At 62.3% G+C, this 25,768-nt stretch carries 27 protein-coding genes; 10 read left to right on the top strand and 17 right to left on the bottom strand.

Annotated features, from left to right (window positions below):
* Positions 1-138: 138 nt before the first annotated feature.
* The 4 genes from FNU79_RS12705 to FNU79_RS12720 all read right to left on the bottom strand — a co-directional run bounded on the left by FNU79_RS12705 (position 139) and on the right by FNU79_RS12720 (position 3,200).
* Positions 139-951, bottom strand: coding sequence for a metal ABC transporter permease (locus FNU79_RS12705; protein ID WP_143721198.1), 813 nt, complete (start codon positions 949-951; stop codon positions 139-141).
* 9 nt (positions 952-960) lie between these two features.
* Positions 961-1,749 carry a metal ABC transporter ATP-binding protein gene (locus FNU79_RS12710; RefSeq protein WP_143721199.1) on the bottom strand — a complete coding sequence of 263 codons (789 nt, stop codon included), beginning with the start codon at positions 1,747-1,749 and terminating at the stop codon, positions 961-963.
* A gap of 81 nt (positions 1,750-1,830) precedes the next feature.
* Positions 1,831-2,688: a metal ABC transporter solute-binding protein, Zn/Mn family gene (locus FNU79_RS12715; RefSeq protein ID WP_225430057.1), complete on the bottom strand. Its 858-nt coding sequence runs from the start codon at positions 2,686-2,688 to the stop codon at positions 1,831-1,833.
* A 101-nt stretch (positions 2,689-2,789) separates the two neighbouring features.
* Positions 2,790-3,200: a Fur family transcriptional regulator gene (locus tag FNU79_RS12720; protein WP_143721201.1), complete on the bottom strand. Its 411-nt coding sequence runs from the start codon at positions 3,198-3,200 to the stop codon at positions 2,790-2,792.
* An 85-nt stretch (positions 3,201-3,285) separates the two neighbouring features.
* Here FNU79_RS12720 and FNU79_RS12725 point away from each other — a divergent pair, with 85 nt between their 5' ends.
* Complete coding sequence (locus FNU79_RS12725; RefSeq protein WP_185974706.1) at positions 3,286-3,954, top strand: MliC family protein; 669 nt, start codon at positions 3,286-3,288, stop codon at positions 3,952-3,954.
* Positions 3,955-4,255: 301 nt separating this feature from the next.
* A complete protein-coding gene (gene dnaG, locus FNU79_RS12730) occupies positions 4,256-6,031 on the top strand; it encodes a DNA primase (RefSeq protein ID WP_124868572.1) in 1,776 nt (591 codons plus the stop codon).
* 56 nt (positions 6,032-6,087) lie between these two features.
* Here dnaG and FNU79_RS12735 read toward each other — a convergent pair whose 3' ends face one another.
* Positions 6,088-6,915, bottom strand: a complete 828-nt coding sequence (locus FNU79_RS12735; protein ID WP_143721203.1) for a DMT family transporter — start codon at positions 6,913-6,915, stop codon at positions 6,088-6,090.
* Positions 6,916-7,216: 301 nt separating this feature from the next.
* Between FNU79_RS12735 and FNU79_RS12740 the strand changes: the two genes are divergently transcribed.
* Both FNU79_RS12740 and FNU79_RS12745 read left to right on the top strand, forming a co-directional pair.
* Entirely contained in the window at positions 7,217-7,909 is a 693-nt protein-coding gene (locus tag FNU79_RS12740; RefSeq protein WP_143721204.1) for a histidine phosphatase family protein, read from the top strand.
* 57 nt (positions 7,910-7,966) lie between these two features.
* Positions 7,967-8,947: an NADPH:quinone oxidoreductase family protein gene (locus FNU79_RS12745; protein WP_143721205.1), complete on the top strand. Its 981-nt coding sequence runs from the start codon at positions 7,967-7,969 to the stop codon at positions 8,945-8,947.
* 18 nt (positions 8,948-8,965) lie between these two features.
* Here the strand turns inward: FNU79_RS12745 and FNU79_RS12750 are convergent, their stop codons facing one another.
* From FNU79_RS12750 to FNU79_RS12780, 7 genes are all read right to left on the bottom strand, one after another.
* A complete protein-coding gene (locus FNU79_RS12750) occupies positions 8,966-9,460 on the bottom strand; it encodes a hypothetical protein (protein WP_143721206.1) in 495 nt (164 codons plus the stop codon).
* Entirely contained in the window at positions 9,457-10,722 is a 1,266-nt protein-coding gene (serS, locus tag FNU79_RS12755; protein WP_143721207.1) for a serine--tRNA ligase, read from the bottom strand. Before serS ends, FNU79_RS12750 begins: the two co-directional genes overlap by 4 nt.
* 53 nt (positions 10,723-10,775) lie before the next feature.
* Positions 10,776-11,066, bottom strand: coding sequence for an Asp-tRNA(Asn)/Glu-tRNA(Gln) amidotransferase subunit GatC (gatC, locus tag FNU79_RS12760; protein ID WP_143721208.1), 291 nt, complete (start codon positions 11,064-11,066; stop codon positions 10,776-10,778).
* Positions 11,067-11,134: 68 nt separating this feature from the next.
* Positions 11,135-11,500 carry a hypothetical protein gene (locus tag FNU79_RS12765; RefSeq protein WP_143721209.1) on the bottom strand — a complete coding sequence of 122 codons (366 nt, stop codon included), beginning with the start codon at positions 11,498-11,500 and terminating at the stop codon, positions 11,135-11,137.
* Positions 11,497-12,777, bottom strand: coding sequence for a hypothetical protein (locus FNU79_RS12770; RefSeq protein WP_143721210.1), 1,281 nt, complete (start codon positions 12,775-12,777; stop codon positions 11,497-11,499). Before FNU79_RS12770 ends, FNU79_RS12765 begins: the two co-directional genes overlap by 4 nt.
* 120 nt (positions 12,778-12,897) lie before the next feature.
* A complete protein-coding gene (locus FNU79_RS12775; RefSeq protein WP_143721211.1) occupies positions 12,898-14,163 on the bottom strand; it encodes an aminotransferase class I/II-fold pyridoxal phosphate-dependent enzyme in 1,266 nt (421 codons plus the stop codon).
* 46 nt (positions 14,164-14,209) lie between these two features.
* Positions 14,210-14,983 (bottom strand): DUF554 domain-containing protein, encoded by a 774-nt coding sequence (locus tag FNU79_RS12780; RefSeq protein ID WP_143721212.1) that lies wholly within the window; start codon positions 14,981-14,983, stop codon positions 14,210-14,212.
* A 472-nt stretch (positions 14,984-15,455) separates the two neighbouring features.
* On the opposite strand from FNU79_RS12780, the gene FNU79_RS12785 reads away from it, so the two are divergent.
* A complete protein-coding gene (locus tag FNU79_RS12785; RefSeq protein ID WP_124868554.1) occupies positions 15,456-15,665 on the top strand; it encodes a helix-turn-helix domain-containing protein in 210 nt (69 codons plus the stop codon).
* Positions 15,666-15,719: 54 nt separating this feature from the next.
* On the opposite strand, the gene FNU79_RS12790 is transcribed toward FNU79_RS12785, so the two are convergent.
* Both FNU79_RS12790 and FNU79_RS12795 read right to left on the bottom strand, forming a co-directional pair.
* Positions 15,720-16,898 carry an amidase gene (locus tag FNU79_RS12790; RefSeq protein WP_143721213.1) on the bottom strand — a complete coding sequence of 393 codons (1,179 nt, stop codon included), beginning with the start codon at positions 16,896-16,898 and terminating at the stop codon, positions 15,720-15,722.
* On the bottom strand, positions 16,895-17,392 hold the full coding sequence (locus FNU79_RS12795; RefSeq protein WP_143721279.1) for an LEA type 2 family protein: 498 nt from the start codon (positions 17,390-17,392) through the stop codon (positions 16,895-16,897). The genes FNU79_RS12790 and FNU79_RS12795 overlap by 4 nt, the downstream gene beginning before the upstream one ends.
* A gap of 83 nt (positions 17,393-17,475) precedes the next feature.
* On the opposite strand from FNU79_RS12795, the gene FNU79_RS12800 reads away from it, so the two are divergent.
* From FNU79_RS12800 to kynU, 4 genes are all read left to right on the top strand, one after another.
* Positions 17,476-18,450 carry a hypothetical protein gene (locus FNU79_RS12800; protein ID WP_143721214.1) on the top strand — a complete coding sequence of 325 codons (975 nt, stop codon included), beginning with the start codon at positions 17,476-17,478 and terminating at the stop codon, positions 18,448-18,450.
* 73 nt (positions 18,451-18,523) lie between these two features.
* On the top strand, positions 18,524-19,204 hold the full coding sequence (locus FNU79_RS12805; RefSeq protein WP_143721215.1) for an outer membrane lipoprotein carrier protein LolA: 681 nt from the start codon (positions 18,524-18,526) through the stop codon (positions 19,202-19,204).
* A 244-nt stretch (positions 19,205-19,448) separates the two neighbouring features.
* Positions 19,449-20,096 (top strand): cyclase family protein, encoded by a 648-nt coding sequence (locus FNU79_RS12810; protein WP_143721216.1) that lies wholly within the window; start codon positions 19,449-19,451, stop codon positions 20,094-20,096.
* Positions 20,093-21,304 (top strand): kynureninase, encoded by a 1,212-nt coding sequence (kynU, locus tag FNU79_RS12815; RefSeq protein ID WP_143721217.1) that lies wholly within the window; start codon positions 20,093-20,095, stop codon positions 21,302-21,304. The genes FNU79_RS12810 and kynU overlap by 4 nt, the downstream gene beginning before the upstream one ends.
* Before the next feature lie 82 nt (positions 21,305-21,386).
* On the opposite strand, the gene FNU79_RS12820 is transcribed toward kynU, so the two are convergent.
* Complete coding sequence (locus FNU79_RS12820; RefSeq protein ID WP_225430058.1) at positions 21,387-22,772, bottom strand: HD-GYP domain-containing protein; 1,386 nt, start codon at positions 22,770-22,772, stop codon at positions 21,387-21,389.
* 98 nt (positions 22,773-22,870) lie between these two features.
* A complete protein-coding gene (gene tilS / locus FNU79_RS12825; protein ID WP_143721218.1) occupies positions 22,871-24,526 on the bottom strand; it encodes a tRNA lysidine(34) synthetase TilS in 1,656 nt (551 codons plus the stop codon).
* A gap of 90 nt (positions 24,527-24,616) precedes the next feature.
* On the opposite strand from tilS, the gene FNU79_RS12830 reads away from it, so the two are divergent.
* A complete protein-coding gene (locus tag FNU79_RS12830) occupies positions 24,617-25,120 on the top strand; it encodes a peroxiredoxin (protein WP_143721219.1) in 504 nt (167 codons plus the stop codon).
* A 42-nt stretch (positions 25,121-25,162) separates the two neighbouring features.
* On the opposite strand, the gene FNU79_RS12835 is transcribed toward FNU79_RS12830, so the two are convergent.
* Positions 25,163-25,675 carry a hypothetical protein gene (locus FNU79_RS12835; RefSeq protein ID WP_143721220.1) on the bottom strand — a complete coding sequence of 171 codons (513 nt, stop codon included), beginning with the start codon at positions 25,673-25,675 and terminating at the stop codon, positions 25,163-25,165.
* Positions 25,676-25,768 lie beyond the last annotated feature (93 nt).

Genomic DNA, 25,768 nt, shown 5'->3' on the forward strand with positions numbered 1-25,768 from the left:
CGTCCTGGCATGAATGCTCCTTCGCGCTGTGATCAGCCTAACGGCTGGTCGGGGCGAAGTGGCTTGGCCGTTGGTCCTCTCTAGGGGGTTCATTCCAAGGGCTTGCTCTTTATTTTCTCCGACTTCCTGCCCGGTGCTCTACAACCCTTCCTTCCTCCGAAATGGCAAGGCCAGCAAAAATGTCAAGGTATTGACCAAAACGATAGTCGGCCCCGGCGCGGTGTCCAAAAAGTACGACAGATACAAGCCCAACGTTCCGCAGAGTGCGCCAATGACGGCGGCGGCCAGCATCATGCCGCGCAAACTGCGCGAACGCAGGCGGGCGGTGGCCGATGAAGTAATCAGCAAACTGACACTCAAGGTGGTGCCGACCAGTTGCACGGTCAGGACGACCACCAAACCGATCAGAATCAGTAACAGATTATTCATTCTCCCCACCGGCAGGCCCACTGCCCGCGCTTCGGTGGGGTCGAAGCTGACCAGCAGCAGTTCTTTTTGAATGAAGGTCAGCACCCCGCCCACCACTACGGTGGCGATCAGGGTGCTCCACAAGTCGCTGGCCGTGACGCCCAGCGGGTTGCCGATCAGGAAGTTGGCGAGGTCGTTGGTGTACGTCGGCGCACGCGAGAGCATCACCAACCCCAGCGCGAACATGCCCACAAACACGATCCCGATGGCGCTGTCTTGTTTGAGGCCGCTTCTGCGCCCGACCGCGCCGATACCCAGCGCTGTGATGATGGCGGCGGCGAGTGCGCCGAGCAGCAAATTGCCCCGCAGCAAAAACGCGCCCACGATGCCCGGCAGTACCGCGTGGCTCATGGCGTCGCCGATATACGACAGCCCGCGCAAGACCACCCAAGTGCCGATCATGGCGCACAGCACGCTGACCAGCGCCACGCCGAGCAGGCCGCGCAAAAAGAAAGCGTAGTGGAAGGGTTCTAGAAGATCCATCTGAATGGCTTAGGCGTGAGCATGGGTGTGTCCCAGATGACTGCTGCTGAAGGTCGCTTCCACATTCTGCGGAGTGTAAACCACTTCGGGCTTGCCCTGCGCCACCACCCGGCGGTTGACCAGCACCAGGTGGTCGCAGGCAGCGGCAGCGGCCTCCAAATCGTGCGTGACCATCACCACGGCGCGGCCTTCGTCAGCCTGTACCCTCAGCAGCGCCATGATCCGTTCCTGCGTCGCGGCGTCCACGCCGGTCAGCGGCTCGTCGAGCAGCAGCAAACGGGCGTCGCGGGTCAGCATTCTCGCCAGCAAAACCCGTTGGCGTTGCCCGCCCGACAGCGCTCCGATGTGCCGGTCTTTGAGGTCGTAAACGCCCGCCTTTTGCAGGGCCTCACTCACCCGCTCGCGGTCGGCGCGGCCCGGCCAGCGGCCCCAGCCCAGCCGAGCAGTGCGGCCCATCATGGCGGTGTCCCAGACCGTCACCGGAAAGCCCCAGTCCAGCGTTTGCTGCTGCGGCACGTAAGCGACGGCAGTTTGCGGGCGGCCCAACTCCGGCGCAAAGGTAATGGTGCCGGAACTCGGCGCGGCGAGGCCCACCAGCGCCTTGAGCAGGCTGCTCTTGCCCGCTCCGTTTGGCCCGATGATGGCGGTGAACTCGCCTGCCCGAATGCTCAGGCTGGCGTCTTCGAGGGCGATTTGGGAGCCGTAACTGAGCGTCAGGTGACTGACCTGAACGAGAGGGGAGGGCGCTTGTGGTTGCTGCCTTGTGGCTTGCGGAATGAGAAGCGGGCCGCTGTTCATCGGCTCAGTTCACCCTCGCTTCTTGGTGAATGGGCAAGGCAAATGCTCTGTTCAGTCTCCGCCCTCCGTCCTCCACAGCACTCACTTCAAAGCCCCCACAATCACCCTGACGTTTTGCTTGAACGCCTTCAAATAGCTGTCGCCCGCGCTGCCTTTTGGCCCCAGTGCGTCGGTATACAGCGGCGGGGCGATTTTAACTCCGGTTTCCCCGCTGATAGTCTGGGCCAGGCGCGGATTGACGGTGTTTTCAGTGAAAATGGCCGGTGCGCCGCTCTTCCGGATGCCGTCCACCAGCCCGGCGAGTTCCTTGGCACTGGGCTGGCGCTCGCTGCTGAGGCCCGGAATCACGTTGCCGACAATCTTGAGGCCGTACCGATCTGCGAGGTAGCCCTGTGAATCATGGTTGGTCACCAGAACGCGTCTCGCGGCAGGCAAGCTGGAAAATTGCTGCTTGGCGTAAGCGTCCAGCGCGGCGAGTTGCTGCTGGTAAGCGCTCAGATTTTTGGCGTAGACGGCTTTGCCCGCCGGATCAAGCTGAGTCAGCGTGGCGGCGATCAATTTGACGAACTGCTCCACGTTCGCCGGATTCCACCACAGATGCGGGTCAGTGCCGCCGTCCGCTTGCCGCAACTTGACGCCGCTGGCTTTGGCGAGTTCGACCACCTTCACTCCGCTGGCCGCGCCGCGCAGTTTGGGCAGCCACTGTTCCAAGCCCGCTCCGCTGACAAACAACGTTTTACTGCTGCTCAGCGCGGCGATGTCGCGGGTGCTGGGCTGATACTCGTGCGGGTCGGCGTTGGCCGGAATCAGGGTGTTGATGCTGAGCCGCCCGCCGCCGATGGCCCCCACCCAATCAGCCACTAAGGTATTGCTGGCACTGACTCGCAGGGGCGCAGCCTGAGCGCCACTGAGCAGCGCCACCGCCAAACCAGAAGTCAAAAGAGTCGAGCGGAGGTTTATCACTCGAAAATGATAATCCATTATCAAATAATTGGCAAGCACATTCCCGCCTTCTTTTCCATCGGGCTGTCGGCCACCTGCTAAAGGCTATTCTTGGCGCACTCGGGGCAAACGCCGTAGAGCGTCACTTCATGCGCTTCCACCACGAAGCCGCCGGGGTAGATCGTGCCTGCGGGCAAGGCGACGGGGCAGGTGTGCAGGGTGAAGACCCGCTGACAGGCCCGGCATGAAAAGTGGTGGTGGTGGCCGCGCCCGCTGGCTTCATACAGGTTTTCGCCGTCCAGCGTGACCATGTGCGCCGCGCCCTGCTCTTGCAGCAGCTTAAGGGTGCGGTACACGGTGGCGACGCCGAGTTTGGGCAGTTCACCCAGGGCACGGCGGTGCAGCTCCGGCACGTCCAGCGGGCCTTCAGCAGCCTGCAGCAAGCGGCCAATCACCTCGCGTTGACGGGTACCACGCGGGCGGAGGGAGGAAGCGGGCGCGGCACTCATGAACTCCAGCGTAGCAAATTGGCAAGCGGGAATTGAGAGAGGGTTCTCAGACGGTGGCGGGGAAACTCGGGCTACACTCCGCTCAATGAAGCGCGTACTTCTGGCCGTTTTGGGATTGTGTTCAAGCTGGGCGGTGGCCGGCGGAGGGGGGCAGCCGCCCGCACCTCACGCTTCCCCGCGCAGCGTGCCGGTCTTGATCTTCAACTTCAAGCCGGGTGACGAGATTACCAACGGCCCTTTTCTATGCGCGGACGGTCAGGCCGTTTTCGCAGAAGCCCTTCCCGACGCCCTGCGCCTGACCCGGCGCGGCGAAATCTTGACCTTGCCCAAACTCACCAAGCCCAACCAGTACGGCAAAGACGGCGTTTCGTGGGTCAACACTGGGCCGGACAGCGCCGAACTGACGCTGGGGCGCACGCAGCCGGTCAAGTGCTACGCGCCGCAATCGGGTGACGTCTATGCTCAGTCCCTCAATTTAGGTGTTGCCCAACCATACCGTTGTGCGGGGGGAGAAGAGCTATGGGTTTCTCCTGTCCAGATTCAGGCTCTCAAGATGGGCACGCTCAGCATGGTCGTGCTCAGCCAAAGTCACAGCGGTCAAGCGCCCGTGACCACCCTGCTGCCGCAGGTGCGCTCGGCCAGCGGGATCAAGTACCAGAGCAGTCAGTGGACGTGGGTGACCAACGGGCGAGAAGGCCGGCTGGAGCGGCAAGGCAAAACAGCCGTTCAGCAGTGCCAGGCCGAGATCAAGTGAGCCGCATTCCCGCAAGAGCTTGCAAAAAATTTCACATTTTGATGAAGATAGGCTTGGCCCGCGCTGGCTGGGCTTTCAGCAAAAAAAGCCCCATCAGCACGGTGTTTTTCCGCTCTTTACTGTTTGGCCGCGCTGGAGTAAACTAACGCTCTAACGGCCTCCAAGCAGCTCCATTTTCGGGTACTTGTCTTGAGGCAGTGTTGGTCAATCGCCGCTTGAACGTGACGGCGCTGGACACTCGGTCTGGCGCTGGCTTGTTTTGGCGCGGGCATAACCAAAAGCCAAAAGGAGGTGAGGAAACATCGGAACCAAAGAAGAAGTCCGCGAGCGGCTGAGCATCGCCGAAGTGGTGGGTCAGTATGTCAGCCTCACCCCTGCCGGGAAGGGAAGATTGAAAGGCCTGTGCCCCTTTCACAATGAAAAGACCCCCAGCTTTCAAGTTGACACAGAGCAAGGCTACTATTACTGCTTTGGGTGTAAAGCGGGCGGCGACCTTTTTTCATTCGTGCAGCGTACTGAGAACCTGAGCTTTGGTGACGCGCTGCGCAAACTGGCCGAGCAAGCCGGCGTCACCGTCGAAACGCGCTACGGTGAGAAGTCCAGCCGCGATATTTATGAGGTCAACGCTTTTGCGCTCGAATACTTCCGCAACTCGCTGAGCGGAGTGGGCCTAGACTACTTTCACGCACGCGGTCTGACCGAAGAGACCATCGCCAAATTTGAACTCGGCTACGCCCCCGACGGCTGGGACGGCCTGCTGAGCCTTGCCAAGAGTCGCGGGCTGAATGAGCGCCAATTGCTGGAAGCGGGCCTGCTGTCGGAAAATACCCAGACTGGACGGGTTTATGACCGCTTCCGGGGGCGGGTAATGTTTCCGATCCGCGACCACCTCAGCCGCTTGGTGGGCTTTGGCGGGCGGGTGCTGGGCGACGAAAAGCCCAAGTACCTCAACACGCCGGAAACCGAAGCCTTCAAAAAAGGTGAACTGCTCTACGGCCTCAACTTTGCCCGCAGCGCCGCTCAGAATGCCAGCCCGGACGGCGGCGGCGAACTGATCGTGGTGGAAGGCTACATGGACGTGATTGCGCTGCACCAAGCTGGATTCGAAACGGCGGCAGCGACGCTGGGCACGGCACTCACGGCAGACCACGCCACCTTGCTGGCCCGACTCGACGTTCAAAAGCTGGCCTTGATGTTTGACCGCGACGAAGCGGGACTCAAAGCCACGTTGTCGGGCCTCGATCAGGTGGTGGGCAGCAAGCTGAGGGTGCGGGCCACCCGCGTACCCAGCGGCAAAGACCCCGCAGACGCGGTGATGGCCGGAGAGCTGCACGCCATCCGGCAGGCGCTGGCCAGCGGCCTGGACGAAGTGCATTACCGGGTGGAAGCGGCCATTCAGAAGTACGGCGTGAGCACCACCGAGGGCAAACGCCGAATTTTGATGGAACTCTTGCCGAGAATGCAAAACCTCGATCCGTTCGATGAAAGTGCCAAGGAGATGCGGCGGCTGGCCTGTGACCCGCTGGGCCTCAAGCCTGAAGCCCTGAACGACTGGATTGCCAACAAAGCTAAGCGCAAAACCCTGACTGACACCCACTTGGCGGGCATGTCCAGCCAGCATAGCGGCGATCACGAGTTGGCCTTGCTGCGCCAGATTCTGCTGGCCCCGGCGCTGCTCGCCAAGCTGGACGGGCAGACGCCCTGGCAAAACGAAACCGTCAAAAAAGTCATGCTGGCCGCACGGGGAGCCAAGAGCAGCGAGGAGATTCTGGAAGTCTTCAGGGGCCAGCCCGAGGAGCAGTTGCTGATTCGTCTGCTGTTTGAAGGCCGCGATCCACGCTCACACAGCCGCGCCAACGCCGAGCAGTTTGAGCAAAAAGTGGGCGCGTACGCCGCCGCCGCCGTGGACGATATTCAGTCGGGCCTGAGCATCGACTCGCTGCGAACCGAAAAAGACTTGCTGGCGCGGCAAATGGCGAGCGCTTCCCCTGAAGAAAAGCGGGCGCTGCTGACTCAGATTTCAGAATTGCAGCGGGCCATCGAAGCGGAAAAACGGGTGCGGCGGATGCAGGCCTGAGGCAACTGGCAGGGTATGGGATAGCAGCTTGCTGAGCAGTTCTAACCGCTGCTCCCTTAACCACTCGTCAGCAGCGCCGCGCCGGTCAGCGCGAGTGCCACGCCGCCCCACTGGGCGGGCCGCAGTTTTTCTTTGAGCACCGCGACGGCCAGCAAGGTGGTAAACGCCGGATACAAACTGGTCAGCAGCGCACCAATCGCCAGCCCGCCCCCCTGCACCGCCAGCAGATAAAACACGTTGCCGAGCGTGTCGCCGGGAGCTGAAGCCAGCAGCAGGCCGAGTTTTTGGGGACGCAGGCCCACGGTGAGGGCGGTCAGCGGCACGATCACCAGACTGCTGGCCACGCGGGCGGCGCTCAGCGTCCAAAGAGCGCCTGCCGAGTCGTGGGCTTGGCCGAGCATGACAAAGTAAAAGCCGAAGCCCACCCCAGCCAGTAAGCCTAGCAGCACGCCGCTGCTTGCCTTGCTCCCGGTTTGCGGTGTAAAACTCAGCAGCGCGGTGCCGAGCAGCACGCACAGCGCTCCTGCCCAGCCCCAGATGCCCAGCAGTTCGCCGCCCGCGACGCCCACCGCCACCGGCACCGCCGCCGAGAGTGCGCCCGCGCCCACCGACACCGCGCCCATTGGCCCCAGCGCCAGCGCTTTGTAAAACGCCAGTACCGCTCCCAGGCCCACCACGCCCGCTGCCGCTCCCCACCACAAGTCTGCTGAGGGCGGCAGCGGTTGGCGCAGCAGCACAGCCAAAGTCAGCAAGATCAGCGCCGCTGGGGGGTGGGTGAGCGCGGCGACCCGAAACGGCGAATTGTAGCGGCTGGCGACGCCCGCCAAGAAATCGCCCACGCCGTAGCTGAGCGCGGAGAGGAGGCCGAGGAGAGCAGGATTCATGCTGGGCAGTGTAGAGCAGTAGCGTGCTGGACGATGGGTAGTAAGCCGTGCAGGTGCTGGCCTTCAAACTTTTTCCCTAGAGCATTTGTCAAAAAAGAAGCTCTTTTTTGACCGAGCGGGCAGGCCTGGTAGGTGCCGCTTTGCCCAAGAACCAACGGGAGTGGAATAGAGAGAGCATTTGGGAGGATGGATGGCTGAGCGTGTTTTTTGCTCAGCCGTCTATTCGGACAAATGCTCTGAGCCGCCCGCCGCAGGCCCCCTTCCCTTTGACCTATCAGACAGGCTAAAGTACCCAAACGCCATGAGCCAACTGCTGCTGATCCGTCACGGGCAGGCCACCCCCTTTGAGGCCGACACTGACCGCTTAAGCGAGTTGGGCGAGCGGCAGGCCCGCCAGATCGGCAAGGCGCTGCATGCCGAACACCTCGGCGTTACCCACCTGATCCACGGCCCGTTGGTCAGACAACGCCGCACAGCGCTGTTAGCCGCTGAAGGCATAAATTGGCCGACGCCCCAAGAAGACGCTCGACTGGCCGAGTACGACGGCGACGGTCTGCTGCGCTGGCTCGCGCCGCTGCTGGCTGAGCGTGACGCCGAGTTCGCGGAGCGCGTCCAGAAGTTTGATCGGGAAAAGACTGGCCCGCAGCGCAACAAGTACCTGCAAGCCGTGTTTGAGCCGCTGACGGGCGCTTACTTGCGCGGCGAGCTCCTCCATGAAGAAGTGGAAACCTGGGCCGACTTTGGGGCGCGGGTTCAGTCGGCCATGCACGATGTGCTGCGGCTCCCAGGCGCAACGGTGCTGGTGTTTACCTCCGGCGGCGTGATCGGCAGTGTGGTGGCTGGCGTGCTCAAGGCCCCACCTGAAACGGCGCTGGCTCTCAACTGGCGCATCAAAAACGGCTCGATCACCCGCTTGACTTACGGCGGTGGGCGGGTCAGTTTAGACAGTTTCAACGAAACGGCGCATCTGGGCGAGTTACAGAGTTGGCGGTAAGCGCCGCAGAATCTGCTCTCATCACAGGCCATACCTCACATCCAAAGGAGCCACACCATGCAAGCCTTCCAATGTACCCACCTCGGCCCACCCGACGAACTTGAACTGAGTACCTTGCCCGACCCCACGCCCGCTGGGGGTGAGGTCATCATCGAAGTCCACGCCGCGCCGCTCAACTTCCCTGATGTGCTGATGATTGAAGGCAAATACCAGATGCGCCCTGAATTGCCTTTCACCCCCGGCGCGGAAGTGGCCGGAATCGTTACGGCGGTGGGGGAGGGCGTGACGCACCTCAAGGTCGGTGACCGGGTGGCCTCGTTCGTGCAGCTCGGCGGCTTTGCCCAGCAGGTCGTAGCGCCCGCCAACGCCACCTTTCCGCTGCCCGAAGGGGTGGATTTTGCTGAAGGTGCGGCGCTGCCACTGGCTTACGGTACCTCGGCCCACGCGCTGCTCGACCGCGCTGAACTCAAAGCGGGTCAGACCCTGCTGGTGCTGGGCGCGGCGGGCGGAGTGGGCCTCGCGGCGGTGCAAATTGGCAAGGCACTCGGAGCGCGGGTCATCGCGGCGGCTTCTACCGACGAAAAGCTAGCGCTGTGCCGCCAAAACGGGGCCGACGACACGATCAACTATTCCACGCAGGATTTGCGTTCGGCTCTCAAGGAACTGACCGGCGGCAAAGGCCCAGACGTGATTTACGACCCCGTGGGCGGCAAACTGGCCGAGCCAGCCTTCCGGTCTATCGCTTGGGGCGGCAAATACCTGGTGGTGGGCTTTGCCGAGGGTGAGATTCCGGCCCTGCCGCTCAACTTGGCGCTGCTCAAAGGCGCGTCCATCGTGGGCGTGTTCTGGGGCGAATTTGCCAAGCGCGGCCCCAAAAAGAACCTCGCCAATCTGCGCCAACTGCTGACGTGGATGGGCGAGGGCAAAGTCAAGCCGTATATCTCGGCCCGCTACGCGCTGGCAGATGTGCCGCAGGCACTCAAGGACATGGCGGGGCGCAAAGTGACGGGCAAAGCGGTGATTGAGCCGCAGCGGTGAGGCTGGCTTACGATTAAATTACTGTTGCCGATAACCCAGCCAAACGCCTGCCCACATTCCTGTACCGCACCGCGCTTTGTAGGGATACTTGGCAGGGGTCGTCCAGTGACTCAGGAGAGCATTCGGGCCGTCAGGGTCTGCCTGTGCGGCTGCTGCGAAGCAAGCGGACAGACCTGACGTGGCAAAACGCCGTCCACTGAGCGCTTCAAGGAAGGTGCGGGCCAACGTCAACCGTTCTGCTGTGAGTTTTGGCGAGCCGAACATCAGCCGGGCATTGGTGACGACTCGGCTGTGTGGATGGAGATCGAATTCTGCGAAATCCCCGTTGTTCAAGCTAAATCTTTGGGTAAGGAGACTGGCCATAAATGGGCCTTCACGCTCCAAACGGCAGCCGTTGGTAAAGCAAAATGCACTTTGAGCAGGCGTCTGGATGGTGCCGAGGAGGGCTGGCGCACGGTCAAGTCCTCCCGCTGCTGCCGTACCGAGAAGGCTCAAGAGCAGAAAAAGTTTCACCCGATAAATGCCTTCCCACCCATAAACGGCTGCAAGGCCGCCGGAATCCGAATGCGTCCATCGGCCTGCTGGTGGTTCTCCAAAAACGGCACCAGCACACGCGGCACGGCGATTCCGGTGTTGTTCAGCGTGTGGGCAAAGTGCGGTTTGCCGCCCTCACCCTTGTAGCGCAGACCGGTGCGGCGGGCCTGCCAGTCACCGAGGTAGCTGCACGAATGCGTTTCGCGGTAAAGCTGCTCAGACGGCACCCACGCTTCGATGTCGTACATCAGCGCCTTGCCCGCGCCCATGTCGCCGGTACAGTTCTGAACGACGCGGTAAGGCAATTCCAGCGCCCGCAAAATGCCCTCGGCGTTGGCCAGCAAAGTGTCAAACCACTTCAAGGCTTCTTCCTGATCGGCCCTGCAAATCACGTACTGCTCCACTTTGCGGAACTCGTGAACCCGAATCAGTCCGCGCACATCGCGCCCTGCCGAACCCGCTTCGCTCCTGAAGGCGGCGGAAATGGCGGCAAAGCGGATCGGCAAGTCTTCTCCCGGCAAAATCTCGCCAGCATAGAGGCTGTTGACCGGCACTTCAGCGGTTCCGGCCAGCATCAAATCCAGCCCCTCGATTTTGTAGACTTGATCTTCGCCGCCCGGAAAATGCCCGGTCGCCACCAAGGTTTCAGGCCGCACCAGCGCGGTGGTGGACAGCGGCGTAAAGTCCCTATCTGCCAAATAGGTCAGCGCGAACGTCAAAATGGCTTGCTCCAAGAGCGCCGCTTCACCCTTGAGCAAATAGCTGCGGCTGCCCGAGACGCGGGCCACCCGCTCGGCGTCGGCCCAGTGGTGCTTGTCGAGCAAAGCCACGTGGTCAAGCGGGGTGAAGTCGAAAGTGGGCAGCTCGCCTTCGCGGCGCAGTTCCACATTGTCCGAGTCGTCTGCACCTTCCGGCACGCCGTCCAGCGGGATATTCGGCACCCGCAGGAGCAACTGCTTGAGGGCGTCTTCGTGGGCACGCAGAGCGGGTTCGAGTTCTTTGAGTTCCTCGCCTAGCGCTTTGCCTTTTTCAATCAGTGCGGGTTTTTCTTCTTTGGGAACTTTTGGCACCGCTTTGGCATTGGCGTTGCGCTCGGCTTGCAAGGCTTCGACTCGCTGCTTGAGTTCGAGGAGTTCGCGGTCAACTTGCAGCAACTCATCCAGATCAAGGCCGATTCGTTTGACTTGAATGGCGTGCTTAACAAGGCCGGGGTTGTCACGTATAAATTTGAGATCAAGCATAAAGTTCCTTTGAAGTTAATAAGTGTTTGGTGGGTTGTGGGAAAAGCAAAGGCTTATTCCGTATCCACCGTGCGCGGCACTTTTACGAAGCCATCCTGCATTGCGGGAGCTAAACGCTCTAGGGCCGAGTGTGGCAGCAGTTCAGCGGGCACGTCGTCGCGCATCACGTTTACGAGGGCCACCGGGCGCTGCATTTCCTCTACGCCGTCGGTGTTGACCGCCTGAAGCTGCTCGAAGTAGCCCAAAATGGCGCTCAGTTCGCCGCGCATCTGTTCGGCTTCGTCCGCGCCCAGCTCCAAGCGGGCAAGGTTCATCAGGTGGCTGAGTTCGGCAGCGTCAATCATGGGCGCTATTGTAGGGGAAAAGCGGGGCTGGCCTCTCATCGCCGCACCCCGCTCGTTTGGTGGTTCAATTACTCTGAGTCGGTAACTTCAATGTCGCGGCCCACTTGGCTTTGAATTTGGTCTTTGACACACGTCAGGCGGACTTGATTGCTTTTCAGCGGCCAAATCTTGTCGTGGGCTTCCATACTCAAATGGTTGTCCACCAGATCAAAAGTGACGGTCAGAAACTTGCCCTTGGTCATCAGCTTACGGCCCGAGATCGCCAGTTCATGTGTGACTTGGTCTGCCACACACAAAAAGCGCTTGGGGCCGCTGCTGGCGTCCAGTTCCACACCATTTTTGATGGTTTTGACACGGACTTCCATGACACGGTCTTGGGCTAGAGCTGAACCGAGCAGTCCAGCCAGTATCAACACAACAGTTTTGCGGTTCACTGACTCAGCACCCAACTCGTTCCGGTGGCCGCGTCCCAGATGTGCAGCACTTTTTTGAACGACACCACGTACTGCTTGGTGCCCGGAATGGCCGCCACGATATTGACGTCACTGTCGCGGCCACTGCTGAGGCTGCCGACTTTAATTTGCTTGAGCGTGCGGTCACCGCTGGCCGGATCAATCAGCACCACGTCCGAGTAATCGTCGTTGGCTCCGGTGCGAATGGTGGCGATGCCCGCGCCGCCAGTGGCCAGCGTGCCGAGGTAGCCGACTTGGGCGTCACCACTTCCCTTGCTGCGGGCCGGAGTCTGAACATTTTTGAGGCTGATGGTGCGGCGGGTTCCGTCTTTGGTGTTGACGGCAAGTAAGGTGTTGCCGCTGGGGTTGGGGCCGGTGGCAGTCACAAACTCGCCGCCAACTAGGGCACTGGCAAACACCAGTGGGCTGAGGGTATTGATGGTCGCGCCAGAGCCGACTTGGGAGGTGCCGTCGGCAAAATACTGGCTGACCCAAGTGCAGCTTCCACCAGCGAGTGGCACTTTGACGAGGCCCGCGCCGGTGCCGGACGGATTGTTGACCATCATCAAATACAGATTCTGGGCGTCGGCCTCAAAAGTTTCGGCGGGCTTGAGGGAAGTTTTGTCGCCACCCTTACACAATGAATCGCTGCTCTGGTTAAAGCGGCTTTTTTCAATATCCCGAATGGCACTCGGCCCCGACGGTGCGGCGTCATTGAAGACTCTAGAAGCCCAGATGAGCGTGCGATTGCCGGTTTTGGAATCAATTTTAATAATCTCCGTGCGTTGTTGTAAGCCCTTGTCCACGAGAGCCAGAATGCTGCCGCTGGGGCCGGGCCGCACCACTTCCACGCGGCCCAAGTCGTACGCCTCGGCGCTTTGGCCCTTGTCGCTGACATACTTGACGCCCGACCCATGCCACTCCTCGCCGTCGTAGCCGCTGACGACGCTGCGGTTGCCGGTGGCGAGGTCAACCCGCATCACCACGCCCTGATTGTCTTGTTGGCCGCCAAACTCCACCGGCACCATCACGCTGTTGCTGGCCGCGTCCACATAACCCGAGCCGATTTTAACAAGTCCGCCCAAATTAAACGGCAAGCCACTGCCGATTTTGCCTTGATTGCTGTCTTTGAGCGTGCAGCGGACATTGCTGGCATCTTTTGAGCAGTTGACAGTCGGCAGATTCAGCGCGTAGACACTGCTGGATACACCCAGCAGTAGAGCAAGAAGTCGTGTTTTGGAGTGAAGTTTTTGGCGCATGGTTCTCCTGTTGAGCTTGAATGGGGTTAATAGTGACATAGTTCACAGTCGCCGCTTCATCATGCCTGATGCTGGGTGGCTGGTGTATTCAGGATTTTTTAATGGCAGGAGGACTGACGCTTACTGCCGCGCCCTATATTCTTCGCTCGCCAGCTTGATGCACAGCGCCACTGCCTGCATCGCTTCGCGCACCTCGGCAACGGGCGGGCGGCTCGGTGACAAGCGGATATTGCGGTTGTGCGGGTCTTTGCCGCCCGGATAGGTGGCCCCGGCGGGCGTGAGGCTGACTCCAGCTTGCTCGGCCAATTCCACCACGCGCTCAGCCACCGGCAAGGCTGTATCGAGGCTGACGAAATAGCCGCCTTTGGGGGATTTCCAAGACGCGTACTGGCCGCCCTCACCGAGTTCGGCACTCAGGACGTCATGCACCGCTTGAAATTTAGGCGCGAGCAGGGCGGCGTGGCGGCGCATCAGTCCCTCTACGCCGCCCGGATACTGCTCAAAAAACTTGACGTGACGCAGTTGCTCGACTTTATTCGGCCCGATGCTCTGGGCGTTGAGCAGCTTGCTCAGGTAAGCGATATTGGCTTCGCTGCTGGCCATGAATCCCAGACCCGCGCCGGCCAGGGTAATTTTGCTGGTGGAGGCGAACACCACCGCGCGGTCAGGGTGTCCGGCCTCGGCGCAGAGCTGCACCAAATTGACCGGCATGTCGCGGTCATCTTCAAACAGGTGGTGAACGCGGTAAGCGTCGTCGGCGAAGATGGTGAAGTCGGGCGCTGCCGCTTTCAAGCTGGCTAGGCGTTGTGCTTTGGCCGCGCTGATGCTTTCGCCGCCGGGGTTGCTGTAGGTCGGCACGAACAAGAGGCCCTTGACGAGTTCGTCGCTGACCAGTTTTTCGATGGCGTCCACGTCAGGGCCGTCGTCTTGCATCTCCACCGTCAGCAGCTCGAAGCCCAGCGTCTCCAGCAGCAAAAAGTGGCGATCATAACCTGGCACCGTCACGATCATTTTAGGCTTGCCCTCTAACCTGACCCAGGGCTTGGGGCTCCCCTTCAGGCCGTGCAGCAAAGCGGCGGTCAGCACGAAGCCTTGCAGCTCCAAGCTGGCATTGTTCCAAACGATGATGTTGGCGGCCTTCACGTCCAGGTATTTGCCGAACAGTTCGCGGGCTTCGGGAAGTCCCTGCACGCCGCCGGGGTAATTGCGGGTATCCAGCTTGCCCGCCATGTAGTCGCCCTCACCCAAAATAGTCAGCAGGCCGTTGCTCAAATCAAAATCCGCGTCGCTGGGCTGGCCGCGCTGCATGTTGAGCTTCAAGTTTTTGGCTTTGAGGGCGGCGTATTGTGCCTGCGTAGAGTTGCCTGTAGGGTGAGAAGTCGTCATGCACTCAGCTTAACGGATGGGCGGTGTCTTGATCTTTGCCCACACTCTACAAGCTCTTCGCCGCCCACAGCAGCAGCGGAGCCACCAGCAGGGCCGGCAAGAAGCTGGCGACCCTCACCCGTTTGTCTTCTTCAAAGCCCAGCCCCGCCAGCATCAGATTCCAAGCGATGCCCGCAATCATCAGCCCGCCCGCGCCGGTGATTAGCAGCACATAGGGGTTGCTGTTCAGCGTGCTGGGGTCGGCCCCACCCAGTAGCGCACTGGCTAGGCCCCCAGAGGCCAGCGCGATGCCGCCCTGAATCACCAGCACGGCGGCGGCGCTGAGCAGCACCCCGACGCCGTAAATGCTGGCCAGCGCAATAGACGAAATACCGTCGAGCGTGGCCTTGAGGATGTAGGAACTGTTGTCACCGGTCAGGCCGTTTTGGATGCCGCCCACCAACGTCAGCGGGCCGACGCAAAAGAGCAGGGCCGCCGCCACGAAGCCTTCTGTAAATTGCCCCTCGCCTTTTAAGCGGCGCTTGAGGGTGTCGCCGAGAGTGGACAGACGCTCTTCCAATTTCAGCGCTTCACCGATCACCGCGCCGAGCGCCAGCCCCACCAAAGCCAAAATCACCCCCGGAATAGAGCCAGCCTTGACGCTGTTTAAGCTGCCTGCCATGCCAAAGGCGATATACAGCGTCACCAAACTCAGCACTTGCAGCAAGGTGCGCTGGGTGCGCGGCGGCAAGCGGCTGCCCAAGAACAAACCGATGCTGGAGCCGATCAGCACGGTGGCGGTGTTGATCAAGGTGCCGGAAAGCTGCGTGAGAAGAGACATGAGCGCCATGCTAGCGCGGCGGTGGGGCCGCTCTTCAGGAGGGGCCACCCGCCAACTTTCTCCGGGGCGGGCGAAGCGCTTACTTTGGCGCTCACTTGAAGTGAGGCGGAGTCGGGAGCTGATGAGGGGTACGCCTCCACTTCTTTAATTTATCTCATTTAAATTGCCTCAAGAACAAGCTGAAAGTGCCTTGACATTCGCTGCTATAGTGAAGGGCAAGTTGAATATGCTGACTGGGTTTCAACCACTTCTGCACCCTCAGCGGCCTGCGTTTAGCGGGTCAAGTGGGCCGGGAGGTCAAGCTGGGCTGCGGGCCGTTTGGCACGGCGTGAATGTTCTGCCCTGCTTGAGCGCACAACTGAACTTACCAAATCTGAGGCCCCCTTCTGGCGGCCTTTTTTCGTCTTTGTCGGCTTATCCGTGGTGGTTAGCTCTTTGGGTGGCTTTTGCCTGCCCTAACTCGGAGGAACAGATGACCCTAAGCGAACAGTTCCAGACCCTGCCCAAGCTCCTGAAAGTCAGCGAAGTGGCCGATTTTACCGGCACCCACGAGCGCACCGTGCGCCGCTGGATCAGAGATGGCCGAATGCCCGCTGTGGAAAGTCCCGCCGGCATCCGCGTGCCGCGCCGCACGCTCTGGCGCTTTTTGGGTCTGGACTTGGCTGTTTCGCCCGCCGCCTGAAGTTGCCCGCACCCCGCCCCGCTCCCGCTTCGGCGGGGGTTTTTGCTGAGTTGGTCAGGGGTTGGCGAGTTGTTTCTCTAAGCCCAGTGCCAAGCCCAGTACCTCGGCGTCTTGTTGCCAAGCGGTCACCAGTTGTACGCCCACGCTCAGGCCACCCGCAGGGCAGGGGAGAGCCAGCGTCGGCACGCCCAGCAAGCTAAACGGCACGGTCAAGCGCAAAACGGCCACCCGCAGCGGCGTTTGACCCTCGGGCAAAGTCAGATGGTCTTGGCCGATGAGCGGCGCAGCGCTCGGCACGGCGGGAGCCAGCAGCACGTCGAAAGTGTCAAATAGGGTGGCAAGTTGGTCGCGGTAAATCTGGCGCTGGGCAAAGGCCGCTTGAACGTCTTCGGCCGTGCGGGCCGCGCCCAGACGCAGCAGCGCTTCGGTGCCGGCACTAAAGCCTGTCGGTGAGTCTTTCAGCGCCGAGGCGTGGATAGCCGCCGCCTCGCTCTGCACGATGGGGCTGTAAGCGTCCAGCATATCGGGCAATTCAATTTCGCTGAGCTGTGCGCCAAGTGTCTTGAGCTGCGCCGCCGTTTCATCCAGCGCGGCGAGCGCTCCGGCTTGTAGCCAGTCGATGGGCCGCCACAGTCCCACTTTCTTTCCAGCCCAGCTTTGGGCTTTCACGCTCTCCCCGCTCAGCACGGTGTGGAGCCGGGCCGCCAGCGCCACATCACGGGTCAGCGGCCCAGTGTGGTCGCAAGTGAGACTCAGCGGCAGCACGCCCAGAGTCGGCCAAGCCGGATGCCCCTTGGTCGGCTTGAACCCCACCACCCCGCACCACGCCGCCGGAACGCGCAGGCTGCCGCCGGTATCGGTGCCCAAAGCGAAATCCACTTCGCCCCGCGCCACCGTGATGGCCGCGCCGCTGCTGGAACCGCCGGGCATCCGGGAGGAATCGAGCGGATTGTGCCCCGGCGTCACCGGATTCGCGCCGCTGATGCCGAGGGCAATTTCGTGCAGGTGGGTTTTGCCCAGCAGGGTCGCGCCCAGTTCGAGCAGGCGACTCACCAGTGGGCTGGGCGGCAAGCTCGGCAGCGCCGCGTGGGTGGAGGCCCGCAGCGGCCAGCCTTCCACCTCAAACAGGTCTTTGGCGCTGAAGGTCAGGCCAGAAAGTGGCCCGCCCGCCGCGCCCGCCAGCGGCTCGTCCGGCAGGTAAGCCCACGCGCCCCAGTCATTGCCCCCGCTCACGGTAAGATGGCGGGCTGCTGAAATAAGCCCTGCGTCAGCGTGTACGGCCCAAAGCTCGGTTTGCCCAGCATTCCGAGGTCGGCGGTGAAAGTTCCGTCCAAGCGGTAGGGCATCTCGCGCCCCCGCGCCACTTGCAGCCAAATGGCGGTGTTCTGAAAGCTGACCGGAATCTCCAGAAAAGCGTCCTGATCGGCGCTGCCACGCGGCGGCAAATTGACATTCGGCAAATCCACCGTACCTACGTCGCTGCCGTTGAGGTAAAAGTGCGCGTTGATGTTGGCCAGCCGCGCCGGAACCGGATTGGGGTTGTCAATGCGGAGTTTGAGCGTCACGCGGGCGATGGCCGGTGAGCCGAGACTCAGCCCCGTTAAGCGGGTTTGCACGACGCTGAAGGTGGGCACTTTGATGACTTGTTGCAGCGCGGGCGCACAACTGCTCAGGCCCAGCACGGCGGCCGTCAGAAGGGCGCAGAGCGCGAAACGGATGGGCAGCATCATGGCTCAGAGTCTACCCCCAGATTCGAGTGGATATCGGCTCCGGTTAGCCCCCGCTCCAGCGCTGCCGCTAGACTACGGGCATGACGCCTCGCCTTTTTTTCCGCTCCCTGCTCAAGCTCACCTTGCTCGGCTCGACTCTTCTTGCCTCTGCTCTCCTCGGTTCGGCTCAGGCCGTGACCTACGACTTCGGCGCTTCGCTGGCGTCTTCCGATCTGGCGGTATCCGGTGTGCGGGCCTTCAGCGTTCGGGCGGGCGTGTCTGATGTGCTGCTGGGTCAAAACCGCTTTTCGCTGGCGCTCTCCAACCGCGCCGCCGAAGTGGGTGTGCAGCGCAACCAAGCCCTGTTTACCATCGGCACGGTGCGTTTGGCGGCCAGCGGCGCACTGGTGTATGCGGGGCCAATCGGCACACGCCTGAGGGCCGAGGCCAGCGGCAGTCTGGGGCCGGTGGCGCTGAGTGCGTCGGGGCAGCTCTGGAATTCGCCCGCTGCGGCGCTCGACCCGCTCTTGGTCTGGAGCCAGATGCCGGTCAATCTTAACGCTTCAGGCTTGCAGGCCAATCTGGAAGCCAAATACCGCCCCTCACGCGACTTGATTTTGACGTTTGCCGGTGAACTGGGCAGCCAAAGCCTCGCCTCGCTGACGGGCGAGTGGCGGGCAGACGCCCTGAGCTACCGCTTGGGAGCCAGCGCCGGAAAAGGCGTCGTGGCCGCACTGGCGGGCGTGACTTACCGCGCCGAGAACTTCACCGTGGCTGCCGACGCGCTGGTGGGCCGTGCCGCAGCAGGTCAAGCAACTTTGGGAGGCGCACTCAGTTTGGACGCTCCAGCGGCGCTGCCCCTCAACGATGCCCAAGCCATCGGCCTGAGCGCTTACCTCAAGTACGAGCCTTGGCGCACGGCCGCTTTGCCGCTCCGGTACGGCGTAGATGTGGACGTGCCGCTGGGCGCGGCGGTTGACGGCCAGCTCAATCTCGGACTGCGCGGCGGCAGCGGCGGCTTCGGGGTGCGGGCAGGCTACACCTTTACGCCGGGCGCGGGAACTTCCGGGCCGTGAGCAGGGGCATCCTCCTAACACTTCGTCAGCCGATCTCCGGGCTTCTCATGAGAGCCGGCGCGATACTTTGCCTATGCGTAAACACTCTCTCGCCGTGCTGAGTTTGCTCGGCGCGTTTTCATTGGCTCAACTCTCTTCCGCTTCTGCCCAAACGGCTGACGCCATCCTCAACAACATTGCCAGCGCCCAGAAGTCGGTCAAAGACATCAGCTTCCGGGTATCAGGAACGGCAGATCAGGGCGGCGGCGTCCAGAAGCTCGACCTCAACGTGCAGACTATTCCGGCGTCCAGCTTGGCCCGGGTGGTCTTCAACGCGCCCGACGCGCTGGCCGACAATATCGTGATCGTCAGCAGCCAAGAAATCCGCAATTACTTGTACCTCACCAACCAGATCACCGTCACCAGCCTCAAAAAAGCCCTGAACGGTCAGGATTTGGGCGGTCTGGATCTGTCGCAGCTCAGCAATCTGGTGTCGGCCCTCAAAACCCGTTACGACGTCAAAGTGCTCGGCAGCACCGGCGCGGCCCCCAACCGCATCTACGAACTGGAAGCCGATCCCAAAACTGGCGTGCAGGGCGGCTCCACCCATATTTTCGTCAGCGAAAACGGCTGGCGGCCCACCCGCTTTCAGGCGATCGATCCCAAAGGCAAAGTGGTGGCCGATCTGGTGGTCAGCAACTACAAAACCAACTCCGGCCTGAGCGCCGCCAAGCTGACGCAGCTTCCCAAAGACGCCGAAGTGATTAAGCAGTAAGGCTCTGATATGGATTCTGGTTGAACAGTTGTGCAATACCTGCGAAACCCGATCAGCGGGCAGGCCCGATAGGTGCCGTTCTGCCCAAGACAGTGGGAGTAAGAAAAAGTACGGGTTCCAGAATGGAGTCAGCTTTCGGTGCTTTTTCGAAAGATAACAGAATGGCCGGAATCCGTATGACCTTCCCAATCCTTCAGATGGGCCGCCCATCTAAGGCGCGGCCCGTTTGCTTTACTCTAAGCAGATGCCAGACTTGCCGCTCGGCTTTTGCGATATCTCCCGCGCCCTGCCCAATCACCATCCGACTTGGCCGGGCGATCCGCCGCTCATCTTTGCTCCGGCGGCCAGAATTGCCGGTGGTGACAGCGTGAACACCAGCTCTTTCAGCACCAGCACCCACACCGGTACCCACGTGGACGCGCCCTGGCACTACGGCGACGCCGCTCCCAAGCTCGACGAAGTGCCGCTGGAGCGCTACCTCGGCGCGTGTTTGGTGGTGCATGTGCCGCCTGGCGACTTGGTGGGCGCTGAAGCGCTGAGCTGCCTGCCCGACCCCTTGCCGCCCCGCTTACTGCTGTACACCGGCCAGAGCGCCGAGTGGCTGACGTTCCCAACCGACTTCAGAGCGCTCGATCCAGCTTTCGTGCGGGAAGCGGCGCGGCGTGGCGTGCGCCTGATCGGCACCGACAGCCCCAGCATCGACCCGCTGATGAGCAAAACGCTGGACGCCCACCAAGTTTGTTTGGAAGAAGGCATCTTGATTGTCGAGGGGCTGGACTTATCCGGCGTGGAAGCGGGCGAATATACCTTGATCTGCTTGCCGCTGCCGCTGACCGGCGCTGACGGTGCACCAGCCCGCGCCGTGCTGCTGCCGGCTGGGCTGCTGCCATGACCCAGCCGCGCCGATCTTCACACTGGCCGCGCCGCGAACTGTTCGCCCTTCCCAAAGGCATTTACCTTGACGGCAACAGCCTCGGCCTGATGCCCCTGAGCGCCCATCAAGCGGTGGTGCGGCGGCTCGGCGAGTGGCAAACCCAGGCCGTATCCGGTTGGGACGAATGGTTCGGGATGGCCGAGAGCCTGTCGCCCGCGCTAGCCCGCTTGGTGGGCGCTTCTCCGCGTGAAGTGATCGCCACCGGCAGCATCACCAGTAATTTGCACGCGCTGCTCGCCACCCTCTACCGCCCTCAGGGCGAGCGCAAGCACCTGCTGGCCACCGCGCTCGACTTTCCCACCGACCTCTACGCCCTGCAAAGTTGGGCTGAGTTGCGTGGAGCCGAGGTGCGCCTGATTCCCAGCCGTGACGGGCAGACCATCCACGAAGACGACCTGCGCCAAGCGCTTGGGCCAGATATCGCCTTGGTGCTGCTGCCCACCGTGCTTTACCGCAGCGGGCAACTTTTGGACGTCGCCAAGCTGACGGCGATTGCCCACCAAAGCGGAGCGCTGATCGGTTGGGACGCGGCCCACAGCATCGGGGCCATGCAGCACGCCTTCCACGACGCGGGGGCTGATTTCGCGGTGTGGTGCAGCTACAAGTACCTCAATGCTGGCCCGGGTGCGCCTGGCGGGCTATTTTTGCACCAGCGCCACCATCACCTCGCGCCCGCACTGCGCGGTTGGTGGGGCAACGAAAAAGAAAGTCAATTTGAAATGACGACCAAGTTTCGCCCAGCTCCCGGCGCGGCAGCTTATCAACAGGGCACGCCGCCGATTTTGGCGCTGGCGGCCCTTGAAGGCGCTTTGGAAGTCTACGAGCAGACTGACTTGGCCGCGCTGCGGGCCCGCAGTTTGGCGCTCACCGACTTGCTGATGGAGCTGGCCGACCTTCATCTCTACGACATGCGGGTGCTCACGCCGCGCGACCATGCCCGTCGCGGCGGTCATGTTTCGCTTTCGCACCCGCACGCCCGCGCTCTGTCGGTGGCCCTGCGTCAGCGCCACATCATTCCGGATTACCGCTCTCCCGATGTGCTGAGGCTGGCCCCGATTGCCTTTTACAACACCGAAGACGAAATTAGGGAAGTGGTGCGAGCGCTCAGGGAACTCCTCGACAGCGGCAGCTATAAAGACGTGACGGAAATGGGAGCGGTGACTTAAGGACAGTCTCTGAAAGCATGAAAACGGGCGCTTCTTGTCAGAGCAGAAGCGCCCGTTTGAGCTGGAGAGCAGAAAATGAAAGTCAGCGCACCAATTTGGCGTCGTCTTGCTCGGACATCATCCGCAGGAAAGCGTCCATAAATTGCGGGTCGAATTGGCTGCCAGTTTGGCTGCGCAGCTCCTGGAGGGCGCGTTCACGGCTCCAAGCGGGCTTGTAGGGGCGGGCGTTGACCAGCGCGTCGTACACGTCGATGATCGAAAACAGCCGGGCGGTGTCGGGGATGTCCTGACCGCGCAGGCCGCTGGGATACCCGCCGCCGTCCCAGCGCTCGTGGTGGTGGCGCACCAGATCGAGTGTCTCGGCAGGCAGGAAGTGCAGGTCTTGCAGCATGTCGTAGCCGAGGGTGGCGTGGCGCTGCATCGAGGCCCGCTCGTTGGCGTCCAGCGGCCCGCGCTTGTGCAAAATCGAGTCCGGCACGGCGATTTTGCCCAGATCGTGCAGATACGCGCCCCAGCGCACCGCTTTGAGGCGCTCGTCATCCCAGCCGAGGCGGGCCGCGAGGCGCAGCGACAAGGTCATCACCCGCTGGGTGTGGCCGCCCGTATCGTCGTCACGGCGCTCAAGCGCGGAGCCCAGAGCTTTGAGGGTCAAGTCGTTGGCGTCGCGCAGTTCGCGGATGGCGTAGACCTGACCGAGCTGTGCGCCCAGAAAGCGGGCAAACGATTCGACCACTGACTTTTCGTCGGCTTCGAACTCGCGGTCTTCTCGGGTCAGCAAAATGAGGCCGAGGTGCTGGGTGGCGCGGCCATAGATGTTGACCACCAACTGCGTTTTGCGCTGCGGGCGCTTGAGCAGGGCCAGCACTTCCTCGGCGACCCAGTGATCGGCCTGCACGCTGCGGCTGTCGTTGTCGCTCGGCACAATCGGCTGCTCGATAAACGGCTCGAACGCTCCCCGCGCCGCCAAAATCATCGGGGTGCCGCGCCGGTAGGCCACCACCGCGAAGTGAGGAGCCACACGCAGGTTTTGCAAAATGGCGATGCCCGCCCGAATAATGGCTTCGGCGTCTCTGGCCTCGCCCAACTTGACGCTGCCTTCTTCCAGCGCTTTGACGGTGTTGTGCAGCCACTCGGTTTCGCGGGCCGTGGAGCTTTCGCGGATCGAGAGCAGGCCGAGGCCCAAGATGAGCGCCAGTGCACCGACCAAGCTCCACGGTTCAGGCCTGGCTTTGTAGAAAATGAGAGAAGCAGTAAAGGCCAGCGCGTAGATGACAATCGGCATCCAGCGCCACAGGCCGCCCAGACGCTGCGTCAGGGCCGCACACAGCACCGTCATCCCGACGACCACCGAGGTGTTTTGCAGCACGACGCCGTAAGCGACCAGGCCCGCCGAGATGAAAGCCGCCGAGAGGATGGGCACAGAAAACGCTGGAGGAGCAGGAGTGGAAACCGCAGACGGAACAGTCACAGCTTAGAGTTTAGCACTCCTTTAGCAAAAGTTCAGATTAGCATTCCGCCGGACAACACGGCCCTTCCAAAGATGAGCCGCGTCGTCCGGAGAAGCCGTTATTTTGGAGGGCGTGCTGAGCGGAATTCACGAAAAGAGGTCTTGAGTAGCCGCGCCGCTTGAGAAGCTCGTACGCCCGGCGTCACGGTGAGGGTGTGGCCCCAAGCCTGGGCCAACACGTCGCAGACTCCCCCCAGCGCTCCGGCACGCGGGTTGCTGGCGGCGTAGACCACCCGGCCCAGCCGGGCTTCCAGCATTGCGCCGAGGCACATCGGGCAAGGCTCTAAGGTGACGTACAAGGTGCAGGCGCTCAGGTAGGGCCCCACCACCTGAGCCGCCAGCTGCAAAGCGTCCAGCTCGGCGTGGCGGGTCATGTCGCCGAGTTCGCGGCTGCGGTTGGCCGCCCGAGCGATAGTGGCCCCGCCACTGACCACCACCGCGCCCACCGGCACTTCGCCCGCCTCGGCAGCGGCGCGGGCGAGTTCAAGTGCCTCGCCCATGAAGTAAGTATCGGCATCTGAATCGGCAGCAAGGTCAGCAAGGTCAACAGGGTCAAGAACCTGAACCTGCCCCCGAGCGCCCTGTGCCCACAGCGGCGGCAGCGTGCCGAGCCACTGCACGCCGCTTTCGTCGGCCAGCAGCCATACTGCGCCGCGCTCAGCTCTGGGAACTTTCAAATCGGTCAGGATGTCGCTGAGTTTGCGGGTGCCGCCTTCGAGGCGCATTCTGTCTGCGGTTTGACGGTGGCGTAGCGTCCAACTCGGCGGCGGGGTGAAGCTCGGCTGCGGCCAAGGTTGAAGCGAATTGGGGAGCTGTAACGTCGGAAAAGGCCCGCCCGTGACGCTGACGGCCCGGCCTCCGGGCAGAGTGAGGTGCTGGGTGTCTCCGGCGCTCAGCGCGGCGGCGAGCTGCTCCAGATGTCCAGCGTGAAAGGTCAGGCCAGCTGCTTGCAGTTCGCGGCGCACGGCCCGCCGCAGCAGGGCCGGCGGCTGGCCCCGCTGCGGCGCGTGCGAGCTAAACCGTGAGGCGGCTTGCAGGGCGTCGTCGTCTTGGGCCTGAAAACGGGCCAAGCGGCTGAGGCTGGCGTCCAGCCCCGAAAAGCGGGAGCGCAGCAGCGGCAGCACCTCGGCCCGCAGCCAATTGCGGGTGTAGCGGGTGTCCATGTTGCTGGCGTCTTCGAGCCAAGGCTGCTGCCACTCGCTCAGCGCCGCCGTGAGCTGCGCCCGGCTGACTTCCAGCCAAGGGCGGTGAAGGGGGCCGCGCTCGGGCGCTATGCCGCTCAACACCGCTTCGCCGCGCAGCAGTTGCCACAGCACCGTTTCGGCTTGGTCGTTTTGGGTGTGCGCCGTCAAGATGAGCTGTGCGCCGCGCTGCTTGGCGGTGCGTGCCAAAAAAGCGTAACGCAGCCGCCGCGCTGCTTCCTCAGTTGTCCAGCCGCGCTCGGCGGCTACGCGGGCCACTGGAGCCGTTTGGATAACGCACTCTGCGCCCAAGCCCGCGCACAGTTGGTGCACCCACTCGGCGTCCCGTCCGGATTCGGGCCGGAGTTGGTGATCCAAATGGGCCACCACCGGCTTGATGCCGAGCGTCAGTAGCGCCCAGAGCAGCGCCACGCTATCGGCCCCGCCGGATACTCCAATGACAAGTGGTAGCGCGTCCGGCGCAGCATACCGGCGCAGCGGTGTGAGCAGCGGCGCGAAAACAGAGGCGGGCATCTGTGCTGCATGATAGGGCGGCCGCGCTTGCCTTGCCCGTCTCTCGGCCGTCTCTTGCCCTTGGCACAGCTGGCCGCGCATACTGGCTTCATGTCTTTACGTTCCGGCCAAGCGGCTCCCTTGTTTGAGGCCAGAAGTGATGATGGGCGGCGCGTCGCCCTGCGGGAGCTGCGCGGAGAGTGGGTGGCGCTGTTCTTTTTCTCGGGAGCGCTGACCCCAGCGGGCCGCCTAGAAGCTCAGCAGTTTGAAGCGGCGCAGCGTGACTTTCAGCAATTGGGCGCTCAAGTCATCGGCGTGAGCAGCGATACCGAGGCCAGTCAAGCGTTGCTGCGCCAGACCTGTCAATTGAGTTTTCCCCTGCTGCCGGATGCTCAGCGCCGGATTGGCAAGGCTTACGGTATGCTGGGCGGCGCTCTAGGCCTGCTGGGCTTCAACCAGCGCCGCACTTTTTTGATTGATCCAGCAGGCCGGGTCGCTTACGTGTGGCGCGGCGTCAAACCAAACCGCCACGCCGCCGAGGTGCTGCGCGAACTCGGCCAGCAGCAAGGTCAAGCGGGACTGCGCTCCCAGCAGATTTCGCACGGGCCGGTCTAGAAAGCGGGTTCATGCCGCCGCCCACCGACGTTTTCTCCGCCCTCAGAGCTTGGCGCTGGCTTTCATTGCCGTGAGTTTCAAGCTGTCGCCCGCCATACTCTGGCCCTGCATAGCCTGAACGCCAAAGTACCCGTGTCCGGCTTTGGCGGCCCGGTCGAGGGCGCTGCCCGACAAGCTAAAGCCGGTGACTACACCGTTTTGCACCGTTAAAGTGCCGACTTTTTGGTTAATCTCGCCGCTGGCGTCGCAGACTTGGGCCTTACTGCCGGGCACGGCGTTGCAGCTCGGCAAACTGCTGCGCAGGTAGACTGCCACCCGCTGAAGGTCGCCCGCGCCCGCGTACAGCACTTGGCCGCTGACGCTGACGTTGCTCAGGATGCCCGGAATGGAAGTGCCGGAAAAGGCGTCGCTGCCGTCGTAGGCGACGTAACTTTCAAAGCCTGCGCTGGGCGGCAGAGTCAAGGTCTGGTCGGGAATACTGGCGGCGGGCAGCGGCACGATCCCGCAGGCGCAGAGGGCTGCGGAGAGAGCGGCCAGCAAGGTAAAGGTCTTCATGGCGCTCAGCTTAACGGATCTCTTCTCACAGCAACCCGACAATTGGCGTGCCAGACATGATAAATCTCCTATTGGCAGCGCTCACGGCCCACC

The sequence above is a fragment of the Deinococcus detaillensis genome, from assembly GCF_007280555.1.
Taxonomy (GTDB): domain Bacteria; phylum Deinococcota; class Deinococci; order Deinococcales; family Deinococcaceae; genus Deinococcus; species Deinococcus detaillensis.

Bases quoted from the DNA above. Each gene is read 5' to 3' on its own strand.
- FNU79_RS12705 (WP_143721198.1), bottom strand. From the start codon at position 951: ATGGATCTTCTAGAACCCTTCCACTACGCTTTCTTTTTGCGCGGCCTG.
- FNU79_RS12710 (WP_143721199.1), bottom strand. From the start codon at position 1,749: ATGAACAGCGGCCCGCTTCTCATTCCGCAAGCCACAAGGCAGCAACCA.
- FNU79_RS12720 (WP_143721201.1), bottom strand. From the start codon at position 3,200: ATGAGTGCCGCGCCCGCTTCCTCCCTCCGCCCGCGTGGTACCCGTCAA.
- FNU79_RS12725 (WP_185974706.1), top strand. From the start codon at position 3,286: ATGAAGCGCGTACTTCTGGCCGTTTTGGGATTGTGTTCAAGCTGGGCG.
- FNU79_RS12735 (WP_143721203.1), bottom strand. From the start codon at position 6,915: ATGAATCCTGCTCTCCTCGGCCTCCTCTCCGCGCTCAGCTACGGCGTG.
- FNU79_RS12740 (WP_143721204.1), top strand. From the start codon at position 7,217: ATGAGCCAACTGCTGCTGATCCGTCACGGGCAGGCCACCCCCTTTGAG.
- FNU79_RS12745 (WP_143721205.1), top strand. From the start codon at position 7,967: ATGCAAGCCTTCCAATGTACCCACCTCGGCCCACCCGACGAACTTGAA.
- serS (WP_143721207.1), bottom strand. From the start codon at position 10,722: ATGCTTGATCTCAAATTTATACGTGACAACCCCGGCCTTGTTAAGCAC.
- gatC (WP_143721208.1), bottom strand. From the start codon at position 11,066: ATGATTGACGCTGCCGAACTCAGCCACCTGATGAACCTTGCCCGCTTG.
- FNU79_RS12770 (WP_143721210.1), bottom strand. From the start codon at position 12,777: ATGCGCCAAAAACTTCACTCCAAAACACGACTTCTTGCTCTACTGCTG.
- FNU79_RS12775 (WP_143721211.1), bottom strand. From the start codon at position 14,163: ATGACGACTTCTCACCCTACAGGCAACTCTACGCAGGCACAATACGCC.
- FNU79_RS12780 (WP_143721212.1), bottom strand. From the start codon at position 14,983: ATGTCTCTTCTCACGCAGCTTTCCGGCACCTTGATCAACACCGCCACC.
- FNU79_RS12785 (WP_124868554.1), top strand. From the start codon at position 15,456: ATGACCCTAAGCGAACAGTTCCAGACCCTGCCCAAGCTCCTGAAAGTC.
- FNU79_RS12795 (WP_143721279.1), bottom strand. From the start codon at position 17,392: ATGCTGCCCATCCGTTTCGCGCTCTGCGCCCTTCTGACGGCCGCCGTG.
- FNU79_RS12800 (WP_143721214.1), top strand. From the start codon at position 17,476: ATGACGCCTCGCCTTTTTTTCCGCTCCCTGCTCAAGCTCACCTTGCTC.
- FNU79_RS12805 (WP_143721215.1), top strand. From the start codon at position 18,524: ATGCGTAAACACTCTCTCGCCGTGCTGAGTTTGCTCGGCGCGTTTTCA.
- FNU79_RS12810 (WP_143721216.1), top strand. From the start codon at position 19,449: ATGCCAGACTTGCCGCTCGGCTTTTGCGATATCTCCCGCGCCCTGCCC.
- kynU (WP_143721217.1), top strand. From the start codon at position 20,093: ATGACCCAGCCGCGCCGATCTTCACACTGGCCGCGCCGCGAACTGTTC.
- tilS (WP_143721218.1), bottom strand. From the start codon at position 24,526: ATGCCCGCCTCTGTTTTCGCGCCGCTGCTCACACCGCTGCGCCGGTAT.
- FNU79_RS12830 (WP_143721219.1), top strand. From the start codon at position 24,617: ATGTCTTTACGTTCCGGCCAAGCGGCTCCCTTGTTTGAGGCCAGAAGT.
- FNU79_RS12835 (WP_143721220.1), bottom strand. From the start codon at position 25,675: ATGAAGACCTTTACCTTGCTGGCCGCTCTCTCCGCAGCCCTCTGCGCC.